Consider the following 15,089-nt stretch of genomic DNA (forward strand, 5'->3'; position numbering starts at 1 on the left):
AGTCACCCTACGTCGCTCAGGGCTGTGTGCGGCCCCGTTGCAGGGGTAGCCGGGCCGCGTAGAGATCCGGCGGGACCCCGGCGGTGTCGGCCGCCGGTGTGGTCACCAGGCTGCGGCCAAGGAACTCCGCCGCCTCCGACCGGGTGGGCGGACGGGAGTCCATCCGCACCTCCGGTCGTGCATCTCCCGGCCGCATGTCTCCCGGCCGGCCCTCACCCGGTCTGGGATCGGCCCGCCCGTCGACCCTGGCCATGGCCCTGGCCTCCGCGCGTGCCAGCGCTCGTGACTCCGCCCGCGACTCCGACCGCGCCTCCACCCTGGACTCCGACCGTGAGTGCGGCAGCCGGTGGTCACCCGGTGGTCCGCCCTCCAGCCCGTCCGCGGTGTCGTTGTTCGCACCCGACGGCCGCCGGGCCCGGTAGGCCGCCCGGTAGGCGGCCGGGGACGCGCCCAGCTGCCGCCTGAAGTGGCCGCGCAGGGCGACCGGCGACCGGAAGCCGCAGCGGGCCGCGACCTCGTCGACGGAGTAGTCCGTCGTCTCCAGCAGCCGCTGGGCCTGCAGCACCCGCTGGGTGATGAGCCACTGCAGGGGCGCGCTGCCGGTGAGTGAGCGGAACCTGCGGTCGAACGTGCGGCGGCTCATGTACGCGCGGGCGGCGAGCGTCTCCACGTCGAACTGCTCGTGGAGGTGCTCCAGTGCCCATGCGACGACTTCCGCCAGCGGGTCGGTTCCGATCTCCTCCGGTAATGACCTGTCGAGCCGGTGGAGTTGTCCCACTTCGCTGCCGTTGCCGCGGCGCGGCGGCACGACGAGCCTGCGGGCGAGCGCCCCCGCGGCCTCGACCCCGTGGTCGGCCCGCACGACGTGCAGGCAGAGGTCGATGCCCGCGGCGGTACCCGCCGAGGTGAGGATGTCGCCGTCGTCCACGAAGAGTTCCCGCGGATCGACGTGCACCGCCGGGTAGCGCTTGGCGAGTGTCGGTGCGTACATCCAGTGTGTGGTCGCTGGACGGCCGTCCAGCAGACCTGCCGCCGCCAGCACGAACGCGCCGGTGCACAGTCCCATGATCCGCGCGCCCTCCTGGTGCGCGCGACGCAGGGCGTCGAGCGCGGCGGAGGGCGGCGGTTGGGTGATGGAACGCCAGGCGGGCACGACGACCGTGCCCGCCCGGGAGATGGCGTCGAGCCCGTAGGGCGCCGACAGCTCAAGGCCGCCGGTGGTACGCAACGGCCCGTCCTCACCCGCGCACACCAGAAGGCGATAGCGGGGTACACCCGCGTCCTGCCGGTCGACACCGAAGACGGAGAGCGGAATTGAACTCTCGAATATCGGGCCTCCGCCGAAGAGCAGTACCGCGACAATCTCGCGGCGCCGCCGGGCGGCCAGCTTCCGGATTGGCGCGGGGCCGTGCGGTGGGTCCTGGCTCATGTCTCTAAGCCCCCCTCAGTGGTCGCTTCCTCTCGGTCCTGCACGGTTTCCCCCGCCGTGGTTTTGCCAAGATCGAATCTACTGCGTCAGATGGGGCTGATGGGACAACTTCATCACTCAGCGCTATGTCGACAAGACAACTTGGCGTAAAGCATTCGATCACGAAGCGTTCCACTCGCGGGCGCCCCTGGGAAGTGCGCCTGGCCGTGTGGACCGGTGTCCGTGGGGTGCATACACCCGTTGCACTCCTTTCAACCCTGGTCGGGGCCATGAAGGAGGCTGACGGGGCACTCGGTGCACCCTGAGGGCAAGTTGGCCGAAAAGTACGCCGGTTCTGACGGACCGTCCGACAGGCATGAGCGTACGCCCTGCGCTCCGCGAGGTCTCGCCCACGTCCCCGGTTGACGCGAACCTCTCCACCGACCGGTGGTGGATCAGCCACCGGACGCGGGCACGCCGCGGGCACCGGGGGCCATGACGGACAGGACCGTCCTGTCCGGGCCGGTGGGACCGGTGGGCGGGTGGCGCGGACGTCCACCCACCCACCGGTCTCCCCCGGCCGGGCCCTCGCGAACCGCGTCGCCGGAGACCGTTCACCGCCTCCGGCCCGGCGGGATCCGCGTCGGGGCAGGCCTCCCGCCGGCCCGCCCGACCCGGCCCGGCCGGTGGCTGACGCACGCGGTGGACGGTGGCCGGAAGGGGTCGGGCGTGACACCCGCCATTGCACGATGCGCATCGCTACGGCATGCTTCGCCCTCAACCTCTGGGCACGGAGCGTGTGGCGCCGTACCCTGGGGGTAGGGCCCTGGAAAGATGTTTCCCGGACGTTTTATTTAGCCCGCAACCATCCGCCGCCCCTCCGCACGAGGACTTCTTTCGCCGAGACGCCAATGGCCGGACACGAGATCCCCGAACCAGCGGACCGCAAGCCTGTCGCCGATTCCGCGGCACGGCCCGATGCGGCGGCCCAGGAACGCCATTCCTGCGATCCGGCGTTCCGGCACGGAGTCGTCGTCGGATTCGACGGCTCCACCTCCAGTGAACGGGCACTGGCCTACAGCATCGGAATGGCACGCAGGTCGGGTTCCGGCCTGATCATCGTGCATGTGGCCAACCGGCTGCCCACCACCGTGTGGGCGGGTTGCGAGCCCCCGGTGTTCGTCGACGTTCCCGACCACCGCACCGAGGTGCTGGGCCTGGAACTGGCCTGCGCCGACTACCTCGCCGAGGTGCCGTGGATCCTGGTGGAACGCGGTGGCGACATCTGCCACGAGTTGGAGGAGGTCGGCCGCGAGTACGCGGCGGACGCCATCGTGGTGGGTTCCACGCACGGGCTGGTGGGCCGCATCTTCGGCTCGGTCGCCGGCCGCCTGGCACGCCGTGCCCAGCGCCCGGTCGTGGTCATTCCCTGACCGACCGCTGCGGCGCACGAGACCGCTGCGGCGCACGAGACGATCACTCGGGCGCACGAGACGACCGACGCCACGCTCGGGCCGCCAGCAGCCGCGCACTGGCACGTGGCCCCCGGTGGCTCACCGGGCTCAGGGACAACTCTCCGTCTCCCGGCGGAACTCCGGGGAAATTTTCCGCCCCCGATCCGGTGCAGGACGCCGTCTGCGTGGGCATATAGCCCGCACAGCGTGCTGCCGAACGGGAGGTGACGGTCCCCGGAGGGCAGCTCACCGCCGGCGTGATGGGCAACGCCGGCGCAGTGGAGGGGCCCGGGAGCGCGTCTGGTGGCACGCGCTCCCGGACCCCTCGTTCCGTACGACTGCCTGAGTGCGGCTGCTTGAGTGCGGCTGCTCCCGTGCGGCTGCTCGACTAGCCCCGTGGGACTACTCGACGGTGACGGACTTGGCCAGGTTGCGCGGCTTGTCGATGTCCCGGCCCAGCGCGAGCGCCGTGTGGTAGGCGAGCAGCTGGAGCGGCAGGCCCATCAGGATCGGGTCCAGCTCCACCTCGTTGCGCGGCACCACGATGGTGTGGTCGGCCTTCTCCTGCCGGCTGTGCGCGACGGCGAGGATGCGGCCCTCGCGGGCCTTGATCTCCTCCAGCGTGGCGCGGTTCTTGTCCAGCAGTTCGTCGTCGGGCAGGATCGCCACGGTCGGCACCGAGGGCTCGATGAGCGCCAGCGGACCGTGCTTCAGCTCGGACGCCGGGTAGGCCTCGGCGTGGATGTAGGAGACCTCCTTGAGCTTCAGCGAGGCCTCGCGGGCCACCGGGTAGCCGCGCACCCGGCCGACGAACATCATCGACTTGGCGTGGGCGTACTCCGCGGCCAGCTTCTCGATCTCCGGCTCGCCGGCCATGATCTCGGCGATCTGGCCGGGCAGCCGGCGCAGGCCGTCGATGATGCGCTTGCCGTCGGCGACGGACAGGTCGCGGATGCGGCCCAGGTGCAGGGCGAGCAGCGCGAAGGCGACGGCGGTGTTGGTGAAGCACTTGGTGGAGACCACGCACACCTCGGGTCCGGCGTGCACGTACACGCCGCCGTCGGTCTCGCGGGCGATGGCGCTGCCGACGACGTTGACCACGCCGAGCACCCGGGCGCCCTTGCGCTTGAGCTCCTGTACGGCGGCGAGCGTGTCGTAGGTCTCGCCGGACTGGCTGACCGCGATGTACAGCGTGTCGGGGTCGACGACGGCGTTGCGGTAGCGGAACTCGCTGGCGGGTTCGGCGTCGGCGGGGATGCGGGCCAGCTCCTCGATGAGCTGGGCGCCGATCATGCCCGCGTGGTACGCCGAGCCGCAGCCGAGGATCTTGACCCGTCGCACGCCCCGGGCCTCGCGGGCGTCCAGGTTGAGGCCGCCGAGGTGCACGGTGGCGAACCGGTCGTCGATGCGGCCGCGCAGCACCCGGTCGACGGCGTCGGCCTGCTCGGCGATCTCCTTGTGCATGTAGGTGTCGTGGCCGGCCATGTCGTAGGACTCGGCGGCCCACTCCACGGTCTCCGGCGACGTCGAGGTGCGGGAGCCCTCGGTGGTGTACGTGCGGTAGTCGTCGGCCTTGATGGTGGCCATCTCGCCGTCGTTGAGGGTGACGACCTGGCGGGTGTGCGAGACGAGGGCGGCGACGTCGGAGGCGAAGAGCATCTCGTGCTCGCCGATGCCCAGCAGGACCGGGGAGCCGTTGCGGGCGACGACGATCCGGTCGGGGAAGTCGGCGTGCAGCACCGCGATGCCGTAGGTGCCCTCGATGACGCTGAGCGCCTCGCGGACCTTCTCCTCCAGCGTCTCGGCCTGGGCGCGGCCGATGAGGTGCGCCAGCACCTCGGTGTCGGTCTCGGAGGCGAAGGTGACGCCGTCGGCGGTCAGCTTGGCGCGCAGGTCGTCGGCGTTGTCGAAGATGCCGTTGTGGACGACGGCGACCTTGGCGTCGGGGCCGGCGGTCTCGGTGTGCGGGTGCGCGTTCTCGTCGCTGGGCGCGCCGTGGGTGGCCCAGCGGGTGTGGGCGATGCCGGTGCTGCCGGTGAACTTCTTCGGCAGCCGTGCCTCCAGCTCGCGGACGCGGCCCTTGGCCTTGGCGGTGCGCAGACCCGCGCTGCGGCCCGTCCCCGTGCCGTGGATGGCGATGCCGGCCGAGTCGTAGCCCCGGTACTCCAGCCGCTGCAGGCCCTCCAGCAGCAGCGGCGCCACGTCGCGCTTGCCGATGTAGCCAACGATCCCGCACATAGCGTTTCTCCTCGTCAGTTCTGTGGTGCCCGCGCGTCGCGGCGCCGGGCGGCCCGCGGCGTCAGCCGTAGACGATGCGGCGCAGCTGCCGCAGCGAGAGCTGCGGCGGCGCGACCGCGCGGTGCGGCAGTTCCGCGGTGATCCGCTCGAAGATCGCCGGATTGGTCAGGCCGCCGGACTGCAGTTCGCGGTGCCTTCGGCGGACGAACTCCTCCGTCGTCTCGTCGAAGTACGCCAGGACGTCGAGCACGACCCGGGCCGCTTCGCCGCGTTGCAGTGCGGTGGTGCGGACCAGGTGGTCGACCAGGTCGTCGTGGTGCGGCGTCCGGCGTTCGAGCACCCGTTGATACTGCGGGCAGCCGGGCCCTTTCGCAAGAATCCTGCCCGATTTCGGGCAGGGGTGTGTCGTGGGTGAGCCGTGCCGGTGTGGCAACCGGGCGGACCGTCCGGCTCCGCTTCAGCTCACGCCGGCTGCGTCGGGCGGGTCAGAAGCGGTCCAGGACGGCTTTCTTCGCTGCGCTGAACTCCTCGTCGGTGAGCACGCCCGCGGTGTGCAGCTCGGCCAGCTCCCGCAGCCGGCGCAGCAGCGCGTCGTGGTCGGCGTCCTGACGGGCCCCGTGCTGGGCCGCCTGCCCGGTCGCCGGCCCGGGGGCCTTGTCCAGGGACAGCTGCGGCCCGGCCGGCCCGGCCGGGTGCGGCAGACGGGCGGTGACGGCCGCCAGCAACAGCGCCGACTCCGCCGTCTCGCGGGCCTCGCGCAACCCCCACAGCACCACGCAGTAGGGGTCGTGCGACGGCTTGACGAATACCGCCGGGCCCTTGGGCACGAACCGCACCCAGCCGCTCTCCCAGCCGCCCGATTTCAACCACTCGACCCGGGCCAGGTCGGCCAGCGCCAGCACGCGGGGTCCGGAGGACTTCTTGGTCTCCTCCGCACCCCAGCCCCACTCGATGCGGATCTGCTCCCCGTCGAAGGTGGCCCGGCCGTCCGAGCCGTTCAGCGTCAGCGGCACCGGGGGACCGGGCAGCAGGTAGCGGTCAGCGGGCTCGTCCACCGGCACCTCGTCCAGCAGCAGGGCGTTGCGCACCTCGTCGACGAGGTACTCGGCGGCGCCGGAGCGGTCCTTCTCCACGCCCAGGGTGTAGGGGTCGGCGGCGTCCGGCAGCACACCACCGGTGGCCTGGGTCAGCGGGTCGGCGGCGGCACGCAGCCGCAGGCGCAGCCGGCCGCCCTTGCGCCCCGCCTCGTAGGAGATGCCCGCGACCGCCGCCAGCGGCACCGTCAGCTCGCCCAGCGCGGTCCGCAGCGGGTGCACGCCCCGGCCTCCGCCGGGGGTCAGCCTCAGTACCGAGCCGTCGAAGGTCCAGGTCCCGTCGCGCTGGGTGAGTTCGGCCATGCGCGCATTCTCCCAGCCGCCGGCCGGTCAGAGGCTGCCGACTCCCAACTCCCGTGCGATCAGCATGCGCTGGACCTCGCTGGTGCCCTCGCCGATCTCCAGGATCTTGGAGTCCCGCCACATGCGGGCCACCGGGTACTCGTTCATGAAGCCGTAGCCGCCGTGGATCTGGGTGGCCTCGCGGGCGTTGGTGACGGCGCTCTCCGAGGAGTACAGCTTGGCGATGGCCGCCTGCTTCTTGAACGGCTCACCGGCCAGCAGTCGGGACGCGGCGTCCCGCCAGCCGACGCGGGCGGTGTGGGCCCGCATCTCCATGTCGGCGAGCTTGAACTGGATGGCCTGGTTGGCGCCGATCGGCCGCCCGAAGGCCATGCGGGTGCTCGCGTAGGACACCGACTCGTCGACGCAGCCCTGGGCGAGGCCGGTGGCGAGCGCGGAGATGGCGATGCGCCCCTCGTCGAGGATGCGCAGGAACTGGGCGTAACCGCGGCCCTCCTCACCGAGCAGGTTCGCCGCGGGCACCCGCACGTCGGCGAAGGACAGCTCGCGGGTGTCGGAGGCGTTCCAGCCGACCTTGGAGTAGGGCGCGGCGACGGTGAAGCCGGGGGTGCCGGAGGGCACGATGATCGACGAGATCAGCGGGGAGCCGTCGTCCTTGCGGCCGGTGACGGCGGTGACGGTGACCAGGCCGGTGATGTCGGTGCCGGAGTTGGTGATGAAGCACTTGGTGCCGTTGATCACCCACTCGTCGCCGTCGCGGACGGCGGTGGTGCGGGTTCCGCCCGCGTCCGAGCCGCACTCCGGCTCGGTCAGGCCGAACGCGCCGAGCACCTCACCCGAGCACAGCCTGGGCAGCCACTCGCGCTTCTGCTCCTCGGTCCCGAAGCGGAAGACGGGCATGGCGCCGAGGGAGACACCGGCTTCCAGGGTGATCGCGACCGAGGAGTCGACCCGGGCGAGCTCCTCCAGCGCCAGGCAGAGCGCGAGGTAGTCGCCGCCCATGCCGCCGTACTCCTCGGGGAAGGGCAGTCCGAACAGGCCCATGCGGCCCATCTCGCGCACGATCTCGTAGGGGAACTCGTGCCGCTCGTAGTAGTCCCCGATCTTCGGCGCGACGACGTCGTGCGCGAACGCCTCGACGGTGCGGCGCAGCTCCTCGTGTTCGGGACTGAGGCGGTGGTCAAGGGACATGGCGGTTCACTGCTCCTTGTGGGAGAGGGCGCGGACGGTGCGGGACGGGCTGGGTCGGCCCAGGTGGCCGGCCATCCACTCGCTGGTGGCGGTGAGACGGCCGAGGTCGACGCCGGTGCGGATGCCGAGTCCGTGCAGCATCCACACCAGGTCCTCGGTGGCGAGGTTGCCGGTGGCGCTCTTGGCGTAGGGGCAGCCGCCGAGCCCGCCCGCCGAGGCGTCGACGGTGGTGACGCCGTGCTGGAGGGCGGCGAGGGTGTTGGCCAGCGCCTGGCCGTAGGTGTCGTGGAAGTGGACCGCGAGCCGGTCGGCGCCGACGCCGTCCTCGGCGAGCGCGGTGAGCAGGGCGCCGACGTGGCCGGGGGTGGCGACGCCGATGGTGTCGCCCAGGCTCAGTTCGTCGCATCCCAGGTCGAGCAGGCGGCGGCAGACCGCGGTGACCTTCGCCAGCGGCACCGCCCCCTCCCAGGGGTCGCCGAAGCACATCGAGAGGTAGCCGCGCACGGTCGCCCCGGCGTCCTTCGCGGCGGCGACGACCGGGGCGAACATCTCCAGCGACTCGTCGACACCGCGGTTGAGGTTGGCGCGGGCGAAGGACTCGGTGGCGCTGCCGAAGACGGCCACCTCGCGGGCGCCCAGCGCCAGCGCGCGGTCCAGCCCGCGCATGTTGGGCACCAGCACCGGCAGCCGCACCCCGTCGAGGTCCGACACCAGCGGGAACAGCTGCTCGGCGTCGGCCAGTTGCGGCACCCACCTGGGGTGGACGAAGCTTGTGGCCTCCACCGTGGTGAGGCCCGCGTCGGCCAGTCGGCGCACGAACTCGGCCTTGACCTCGACGGGCACCACGGCCTGCTCGTTCTGCAGCCCGTCGCGCGGGCCGACCTCGTGGATGCGGACCCTCTCGGGCAGTCCGGGCGCGGGCACGGCCATCGGCAGCGCGCCGGGGCCGGGTGCGGCGGCGGGGGTCTCGGGGGCGGTGGTCACGGGGTGGCCTCCTTGTCGCGCGCGTCGGGCGCCGTGCGTCCGGCGGTCCCGGCAGACCCGGCGGACCCGGCGGGGTCGTCCGCACCGTCGGGTTCGTCGGGTTCGACGACGGCGAGCACCTGGTCCATCGCCACGGTGCTGCCCGCGGTGACGTCCAGCGCGATGACCGTTCCGGCGTGCGGGGCGGCGATGACGTGCTCCATCTTCATCGCCTCGACCACGACCAGGGTCTGCCCGGCGGCGACCCGGTCGCCGACGGTGGCCTTGACGACCGAGACGGTTCCGGGCATCGGCGCGGTCAGCGTGTCGCCGTGCGTGCCGGCACCGCCGCGCAGCATGGCGGCGACCGGGTCGTGGTCCTGCACCCACCAACCGGCGCCGTCCCTGCCCAGCCAGTGGTGCGGGCCGTCGGGGGCGTGCGCGAAGGCCGCGGCGGTGCCGTGCCAGCGCAGGTGCACGGTGCCGTCGCCGGTGGCGAGCAGCCGGGCGGGCACCGGGTCGGCGTCGCCGACGCGGACCTCCGCGTCGGCGGGCAGGCCGCGGACGTGCACCGCGACGGGGTCGTGGCCGGGCACCCGCAGCCGGTGGACCGTCCACGCGGGCTCGTCGCCCAGGCGCCAGCCGGACGGCACCGAGAAGGGGTCGGTCCAGCCGTCGGCGTCGGGCTCGGCGTCACGGGTGCGCAGCAGCGCGACGGCCGCGTACACCTCGTCGGGCACCTCCGCCGGGACCAGGGAGGCGGCGTCGCGGTCGACGAGGCCGGTGTCGAGGTCGCCGGCGGCGACCGCCGGGTGGGCGAGCAGGGCGCGCAGGAAGGCGGTGTTGGTGTCCACGCCGAGCACGGTGGTGCCGGCGAGCGCGGCGCGCAGGCGGCGCAGCGCGGTGGGCCGGTCGGGGCCGTGGGCGATGACCTTCGCCAGCATCGGGTCGTAGGTGGTGCCGACGCGGGTGCCGGTGGCCAGCCCGGAGTCGACGCGGACGCCGGTGCCCTGGGGTTCAGCGAGCAGGTGGACCGTGCCGGCCGAGGGCAGGAAGTCGACCTGACCGCCGGTGGCGCGTGCTGTCTCGGCGCAGATCCGGGCCTCGACGGCATGCCCGTCGAGGCGGATGTCGGCCTGGGCGAACGGCAGTTCCTCGCCGGCCGCGACACGCAGCTGCCACTCGACGAGGTCGACGCCGGTGATCAGTTCGGTGACGGGGTGCTCGACCTGGAGGCGGGTGTTCATCTCCATGAAGCAGTAGGCGCCCGGGTCGCCGCCGGGCACGATGAACTCGACCGTGCCGGCGCCCCGGTAGCCGCAGGAGCGGGCGGCGTCGGCGGCGGCCCGGCCCATCGCGGCGCGGGTGGCCTCGTCGAGCAGCGGGCTGGGCGCCTCCTCGATGATCTTCTGGTGGCGGCGCTGGAGTGAGCACTCGCGCTCGCCCAGGTGCACGACGTTGCCGTGGCCGTCGGCGAGCACCTGGATCTCGATGTGCCGGGGGCCCTCGATCCAGCGTTCCACCAGCAGCGTGTCGTCGCCGAACGCGCCGCGCGCGGTGCGGCGGGCGGCGGCGATCTCCTCGGCCAGCCGTGCCTCGTCGTGGACCAGCCGCATGCCCTTGCCGCCGCCGCCCGCGGACGGCTTGAGCAGGACGGGCATGCCGATGCGGCGGGCGGACTCGGCGAGCGCGTCGTCGTCCAGGCCGCTGCCGGAGGAGCCGGGCACGACGGGCACACCCGCGGCGGCGACCGTCTCCTTGGCCCGGATCTTGTCGCCCATCAGCTCGATGGCCTCGGCCGGCGGCCCGACGAACACCAGGCCGGCGTCGGTGACGGCACGGGCGAAGGCGGCGTTCTCGGCCAGGAAGCCGTAGCCGGGGTGCACGGCCTGGGCGCCGGTGCGGGCGGCGGCGTCGAGTATCGCGGGCACGTGCAGGTAGCTCTCGGCGGCGGGCGGCGGGCCGATGCGCACCGCCTCGTCGGCCTCTCGGACGTGCCGGGCGTCGGCGTCGGCGTCGCTGTACACGGCGACCGAGCGCACGCCCAGCTCGCGCAGCGTGCGGATCACCCGGACGGCGATCTCGCCGCGGTTGGCGATCAGTACGGTGTCGAACATCCTCACAGCGGTTCCCTCACATCCGGAAGACGCCGAAGCCGGGCTCACCCAGCGGGGCGTTGGCGCAGGCGGTCAGGGCCAGGCCCAGCACCGTGCGGGTCTGCAGCGGGTCGATGACGCCGTCGTCCCACAGGCGGGCGGTGGCGTAGTAGGCGCTGCCCTGGGTCTCGTACTGCTCGCGCACCGGGGCTTTGAACTCCTCCTCCTGCTGCGTCGTCCACTGCTCGCCGCGGCCCTCGATCTGGTCCCGCTTGACGGTGGCCAGCACGGACGCGGCCTGCTCGCCGCCCATCACGGAGATCTTGGCGTTCGGCCACATCCACAGGAAGCGCGGCGAGTACGCCCGGCCGCACATGGAGTAGTTGCCGGCGCCGTAGCTGCCGCCGACGACGACCGTCAGCTTCGGCACCCGGGTGCAGGCGACGGCGGTGACCATCTTGGCGCCGTGCTTGGCGATGCCGCCGGCCTCGTAGTCGCGGCCGACCATGAAGCCGGAGATGTTCTGCAGGAACAGCAGCGGGATGCCGCGCTGGTCGCACAGCTCGACGAAGTGCGCGCCCTTCTGCGCGGACTCCGAGAACAGGATGCCGTTGTTGGCGACGATGCCCACCGGGTGGCCGTGCACATGGGCGAAGCCGGTGACGAGTGTGGTGCCGAACTCGGCCTTGAACTCGTGGAAGCGGGAGCCGTCGGTGAGGCGGGCGATGACCTCGCGCACGTCGTAGGGGGTGCGGGAGTCCACCGGCACCGCGCCGTACAGTCCGGCCGGGTCCACGGCCGGTTCCTCGACCGGCCGCACCGTCCACGGCAGCGGGCCGCGGCGCGGCAGCGTGGCGACGATGTCGCGCACGATGCGCAGGGCGTGCGCGTCGTCCTCGGCGAGGTGGTCGGTGACGCCGGAGGTGCGCGAGTGGACCTCGCCGCCGCCCAGCTCCTCGGCGGTGACGACCTCGCCGGTGGCGGCCTTCACCAGCGGCGGGCCGCCCAGGAAGATGGTGCCCTGGCCGCGGACGATGACCGCCTCGTCGCTCATCGCCGGGACGTAGGCGCCGCCGGCGGTGCAGGAGCCGAGCACGGCGGCGATCTGCGGGATGCCGGCGCCGGACATCCGGGCCTGGTTGTAGAAGATCCGCCCGAAGTGGTCGCGGTCGGGGAAGACCTCGTCCTGCATCGGCAGGAAGGCCCCGCCGGAGTCGACGAGGTACAGGCACGGCAGGCGGTTCTCCAGCGCCACCTCCTGCGCGCGGAGGTGCTTCTTCACCGTCATCGGGTAGTAGGTGCCGCCCTTGACGGTGGCGTCGTTGGCGACGACGACGACCTCGCGCCCGGAGACCCGGCCGATGCCGGCGATCACCCCGGCGGCGGGCGCCTGGTCGCCGTAGAGGCCGTCGGCGGCGAGCGGGGCCAGTTCCAGGAAGGGCGAGCCGGGGTCGAGCAGCGCGTCCACCCGGTCGCGCGGCAGCAGCTTGCCGCGGGAGGTGTGCCGCTCCCGGGCGCGCTGACCGCCGCCCAGGCGGGCCCGGGCCAGCTTCTCGCGGAGCTGGGCGGCCAGCTCGCGGTGTGCGGCCTCGTTGGTGCGCCAGGTGTCGGACGCCGGATCCGCGGTGCCGGTCAGCGGCGGTGCCTGCTGCATGGCGTGGAGCCCCCTCGCTCACGGGTCGGGTGGTGCGTGCACGCGGTTAATCATCGTTAACCCACGGCGTCAGGTTAACGCTCACTAACCCCACTGTCTAGAATCGTCCCCATGACCACGAAGACCGGGGCCGCCCCGGGCCCGGCGCCCGCTCCGACCCGCCGCGAGCAGATCCTGCGCGAGGCCGCCCGGCTGTTCGCCGAGCGCGGCTTCCACGGCGTGGGGGTCGACGAGATAGGCGCCGCCGTCGGCATCAGCGGTCCCGGTCTGTACCGGCACTTCGCGGGCAAGGACGCCATGCTCGCCGAGCTGCTGGTGGGCATCAGCGAGCGGCTGCACGACGGCGGGCGGCTGCGCCTGGCGGAGTCCGAGGCGGCCTCGCGGTCCCCGTCCGACACCCTGGACGCGCTCATCGACGGCCACATCGACTTCGCGCTCGACGACCGGGCGCTGATCACCCTGCACGACCGGGAGCTGGACCGGCTGCGGGACGCGGACCGCAAGCGGGTCCGCCGGCTCCAGCGCGGTTACGTGGAGCTGTGGGTGTCGGTGGTCCGCGAGGTCCACCCCGAGGTGCCCGAGCAGCAGGCCAGGACGGCCGTGCACGCCGTGTTCGGGCTGCTGAACTCGACCCCGCACCTGAGTCGGCCCACCGCCGAGCAGCCCACCCAGCGCCGCGACGTCACCGCCGCGCTGCTGCACCGCCTGGCCCGCGGCGCCTTCGCCGCCGCCGGAGCCGGGGACGGTGACGGGCGCGGGCGCCGCGGTCAGGGCAGGGAGACTCCGCGCTCGGCGAGGTAGGCGACGGGGTCGACGTCCGAGCCGTAGCCGCGCTTCTTCCGGACCTCCAGGTGCAGGTGCGGGCCCGTCACGCGGCCGGTGGCGCCGGTGTCGCCCAGCCGGGTGCCGCCCTGCACCGCGGCGCCCTCCTTCACCGCGATCCTGGACAGGTGCGCGAACAGCACGAAGTGGCCGTCCTCCATCGCGACCAGCACCGCGTTGCCGTAGTCGCCGTAGGCGCGGGCGACCTCCACCTCCCCGGGCCCCACCGAGGCCACCGGCGTACCCGACGGCACCGCGAGGTCGATGCCGGTGTGCCGCCCGGCGAGCCAGTTGCCGGGGATGCCGTAGGCGGCCGACACCGGGTACTTCGCCGCGAGCGGACGCGCGAACACGCCCGGCGGCCCGGCCAGCGGGTCCGTCTGTTGCGTCTGCGGCTCTGACTGCGGGTCGTCCGCGGCGGCGGCCGGGTGTGCCGCGCCGAGGGCCGGAACGAGTCCGAGCGCCAGCAGCGCGCCACCGCCCAGCAGCATGCCGCGGCGGCTCAACGCGGCGGGCGTGCGTTCACCCTGTGTACACATGCGACCGTCCTCCCGAACAGTGACGTCAACACTGTGAGGACACGTCAGGTGCCGGGAGCCTGCATCTCGTGAACACCGCAGAACCCCGGCGAGCGGAGCCGGGAACGGACCAGCGGAGGCGACAACTCCCCTTTGCACCTGCTTGGTTGGCTTGCGACGCGACTGCTCGGGCGTGCCGGTCCGTACAGGTGAATGGTGTAAACCACTTTTGCTCCGTCAGATCACGGACCGTCAGGCTGCGGCCCGGGCACCGGCAGCTCCCCGGCGCACACGCGACGGCGGTCGACCTGACGGCTGGTCGGCGTGGCGGAAGCGAGGGGCGCGGCAGGCCGGCTGCCCACGCCTCAGTCGCACCACCACAGCACACACGAGGACTGCGTCGGCTCCGGTTCCGGCTCTGGGTCGGGATCCCGGGGAGGCTGGCTGGTCGCGGTGGGGGTCGGGGGACGGGGCACGTTGACGGTCGCCGGCGGTGTGGAGGCGGGCGCCGGGGGCGGCTGCTCCGCGTCGGGGGCCGAGGACGAGGGCGCGCTGGGCGCCCCGGCCGGCGGTGAGGCGCTGCCACTGGTGTCGGGTGACGCCGACGGGGAGGAGGAGACGCCGTCGGCCGACGCGGACGGCGACGCCTCCTCCTCCCCGTCCACCGGCCCGTCGCCCGGCGTCTCCGGCTCCGTCCCCTCCTCGCCGGACCGCTCCGGTGAGGGCGGCGTGCTCGCCGGGGCCTCGGCGTCGGCCTCCGGCCGGAAGTCGGGCAGTCCGCCGCCGGTACCCACCGCGACCCCGGCCAGCACCACCGCCGCGACCAGCACCGCGCCGATCAGGATGCGGCGCCGACTCCCCCGGCGGCCCTCCCGGCGGTCGGCCGCCCGCCCCTCCCGCACGCCGGGCGGCGGCTCGGCGGCGCCGTCCACGGCGGGAAGCGCGGCCGTTTCCACCGCGTCGGGTGTGGAAGGCGCGCCGGGTGCGTCAGACGTGGAGGGCGCGTCGGACGTGGAGGGCGCGTCGGGAGTGCGGGCCGGCGCCACCGGGTCGTGGGCGCCGGCCGGCGCGACCGCGGGCAGTTCCGCGGTGGGCAGCTCCGCGTCCGGCGCCCCGCCCCCGGACGCACCGGCGCCGAACGCACCGCTCCCCAGCGGGCCGGCGGGGTCGGGGTCGGCCGGGGTCTCCGGTGCGTGCTGCACCTCGCCGCATCCGGGACACACCAGGGCGCCGTTGAGGTGGCGGCGACAGGTAAGGCAGTAGTTCATGGGGGGACCCACTCCAGCGGGCGTCAGTCCTGCGGTGGCGGCCACCCTACTGGCCTGTGTCGTGTCCCTGCCGAGGGGGT

Annotated in this window: 12 protein-coding genes; 2 read left to right on the forward strand and 10 right to left on the reverse strand. The window is 73.3% G+C overall.

Annotated elements, in window-relative coordinates; all coding sequences use genetic code 11:
- Window positions 1-16: 16 nt before the first annotated feature.
- Entirely contained in the window at window positions 17-1,429 is a 1,413-nt protein-coding gene (locus tag QNO07_RS09715) for a helix-turn-helix domain-containing protein (protein ID WP_283991328.1), read from the reverse strand.
- Between the two features lie 890 nt (window positions 1,430-2,319).
- Between QNO07_RS09715 and QNO07_RS09720 the strand changes: the two genes are divergently transcribed.
- Window positions 2,320-2,841 carry a universal stress protein gene (locus QNO07_RS09720; RefSeq protein ID WP_283991329.1) on the forward strand — a complete coding sequence of 174 codons (522 nt, stop codon included), beginning with the start codon at window positions 2,320-2,322 and terminating at the stop codon, window positions 2,839-2,841.
- 423 nt (window positions 2,842-3,264) lie between these two features.
- On the opposite strand, the gene glmS is transcribed toward QNO07_RS09720, so the two are convergent.
- The 7 genes from glmS to QNO07_RS09755 all read right to left on the reverse strand — a co-directional run bounded on the left by glmS (window position 3,265) and on the right by QNO07_RS09755 (window position 12,401).
- Window positions 3,265-5,100, reverse strand: coding sequence for a glutamine--fructose-6-phosphate transaminase (isomerizing) (glmS, locus tag QNO07_RS09725; RefSeq protein WP_283991330.1), 1,836 nt, complete (start codon window positions 5,098-5,100; stop codon window positions 3,265-3,267).
- Between the two features lie 61 nt (window positions 5,101-5,161).
- Window positions 5,162-5,440: a hypothetical protein gene (locus QNO07_RS09730; protein ID WP_283991331.1), complete on the reverse strand. Its 279-nt coding sequence runs from the start codon at window positions 5,438-5,440 to the stop codon at window positions 5,162-5,164.
- Between the two features lie 145 nt (window positions 5,441-5,585).
- Window positions 5,586-6,497, reverse strand: coding sequence for a DUF4429 domain-containing protein (locus tag QNO07_RS09735; RefSeq protein WP_283991332.1), 912 nt, complete (start codon window positions 6,495-6,497; stop codon window positions 5,586-5,588).
- Window positions 6,498-6,524: 27 nt separating this feature from the next.
- A complete protein-coding gene (locus QNO07_RS09740; protein WP_283991333.1) occupies window positions 6,525-7,688 on the reverse strand; it encodes an acyl-CoA dehydrogenase family protein in 1,164 nt (387 codons plus the stop codon).
- Window positions 7,689-7,694: 6 nt separating this feature from the next.
- Window positions 7,695-8,618 (reverse strand): hydroxymethylglutaryl-CoA lyase, encoded by a 924-nt coding sequence (locus QNO07_RS09745; RefSeq protein WP_283991521.1) that lies wholly within the window; start codon window positions 8,616-8,618, stop codon window positions 7,695-7,697.
- Between the two features lie 50 nt (window positions 8,619-8,668).
- On the reverse strand, window positions 8,669-10,768 hold the full coding sequence (locus QNO07_RS09750) for an ATP-binding protein (protein ID WP_283991334.1): 2,100 nt from the start codon (window positions 10,766-10,768) through the stop codon (window positions 8,669-8,671).
- 16 nt (window positions 10,769-10,784) lie between these two features.
- Window positions 10,785-12,401, reverse strand: a complete 1,617-nt coding sequence (locus QNO07_RS09755; protein ID WP_283991335.1) for a carboxyl transferase domain-containing protein — start codon at window positions 12,399-12,401, stop codon at window positions 10,785-10,787.
- Window positions 12,402-12,512: 111 nt separating this feature from the next.
- On the opposite strand from QNO07_RS09755, the gene QNO07_RS09760 reads away from it, so the two are divergent.
- Window positions 12,513-13,202 carry an SACE_7040 family transcriptional regulator gene (locus tag QNO07_RS09760; RefSeq protein ID WP_283991336.1) on the forward strand — a complete coding sequence of 230 codons (690 nt, stop codon included), beginning with the start codon at window positions 12,513-12,515 and terminating at the stop codon, window positions 13,200-13,202.
- On the opposite strand, the gene QNO07_RS09765 is transcribed toward QNO07_RS09760, so the two are convergent.
- Both QNO07_RS09765 and QNO07_RS09770 read right to left on the reverse strand, forming a co-directional pair.
- Window positions 13,169-13,762 carry a M23 family metallopeptidase gene (locus tag QNO07_RS09765; protein ID WP_283991337.1) on the reverse strand — a complete coding sequence of 198 codons (594 nt, stop codon included), beginning with the start codon at window positions 13,760-13,762 and terminating at the stop codon, window positions 13,169-13,171. The genes QNO07_RS09760 and QNO07_RS09765 overlap by 34 nt on opposite strands.
- A 344-nt stretch (window positions 13,763-14,106) precedes the next feature.
- Entirely contained in the window at window positions 14,107-15,009 is a 903-nt protein-coding gene (locus QNO07_RS09770) for an SCO2400 family protein (protein WP_283991338.1), read from the reverse strand.
- Window positions 15,010-15,089: the final 80 nt, after the last annotated feature.

Source organism: Streptomyces sp. 549 (assembly GCF_030124175.1).
Taxonomy (GTDB): Bacteria; Actinomycetota; Actinomycetes; order Streptomycetales; family Streptomycetaceae; genus Streptomyces.

What these genes read in the sequence shown, in the direction of transcription:
- QNO07_RS09765 (WP_283991337.1), bottom strand. Translation starts at nt 13,762, where the DNA reads ATGTGTACACAGGGTGAACGCACGCCCGCCGCGTTGAGCCGCCGCGGC.
- QNO07_RS09735 (WP_283991332.1), bottom strand. Translation starts at nt 6,497, where the DNA reads ATGGCCGAACTCACCCAGCGCGACGGGACCTGGACCTTCGACGGCTCG.
- QNO07_RS09715 (WP_283991328.1), bottom strand. Translation starts at nt 1,429, where the DNA reads ATGAGCCAGGACCCACCGCACGGCCCCGCGCCAATCCGGAAGCTGGCC.
- QNO07_RS09750 (WP_283991334.1), bottom strand. Translation starts at nt 10,768, where the DNA reads ATGTTCGACACCGTACTGATCGCCAACCGCGGCGAGATCGCCGTCCGG.
- QNO07_RS09720 (WP_283991329.1), top strand. Translation starts at nt 2,320, where the DNA reads ATGGCCGGACACGAGATCCCCGAACCAGCGGACCGCAAGCCTGTCGCC.
- QNO07_RS09770 (WP_283991338.1), bottom strand. Translation starts at nt 15,009, where the DNA reads ATGAACTACTGCCTTACCTGTCGCCGCCACCTCAACGGCGCCCTGGTG.
- QNO07_RS09745 (WP_283991521.1), bottom strand. Translation starts at nt 8,618, where the DNA reads ATGGCCGTGCCCGCGCCCGGACTGCCCGAGAGGGTCCGCATCCACGAG.
- QNO07_RS09740 (WP_283991333.1), bottom strand. Translation starts at nt 7,688, where the DNA reads ATGTCCCTTGACCACCGCCTCAGTCCCGAACACGAGGAGCTGCGCCGC.
- glmS (WP_283991330.1), bottom strand. Translation starts at nt 5,100, where the DNA reads ATGTGCGGGATCGTTGGCTACATCGGCAAGCGCGACGTGGCGCCGCTG.
- QNO07_RS09760 (WP_283991336.1), top strand. Translation starts at nt 12,513, where the DNA reads ATGACCACGAAGACCGGGGCCGCCCCGGGCCCGGCGCCCGCTCCGACC.
- QNO07_RS09755 (WP_283991335.1), bottom strand. Translation starts at nt 12,401, where the DNA reads ATGCAGCAGGCACCGCCGCTGACCGGCACCGCGGATCCGGCGTCCGAC.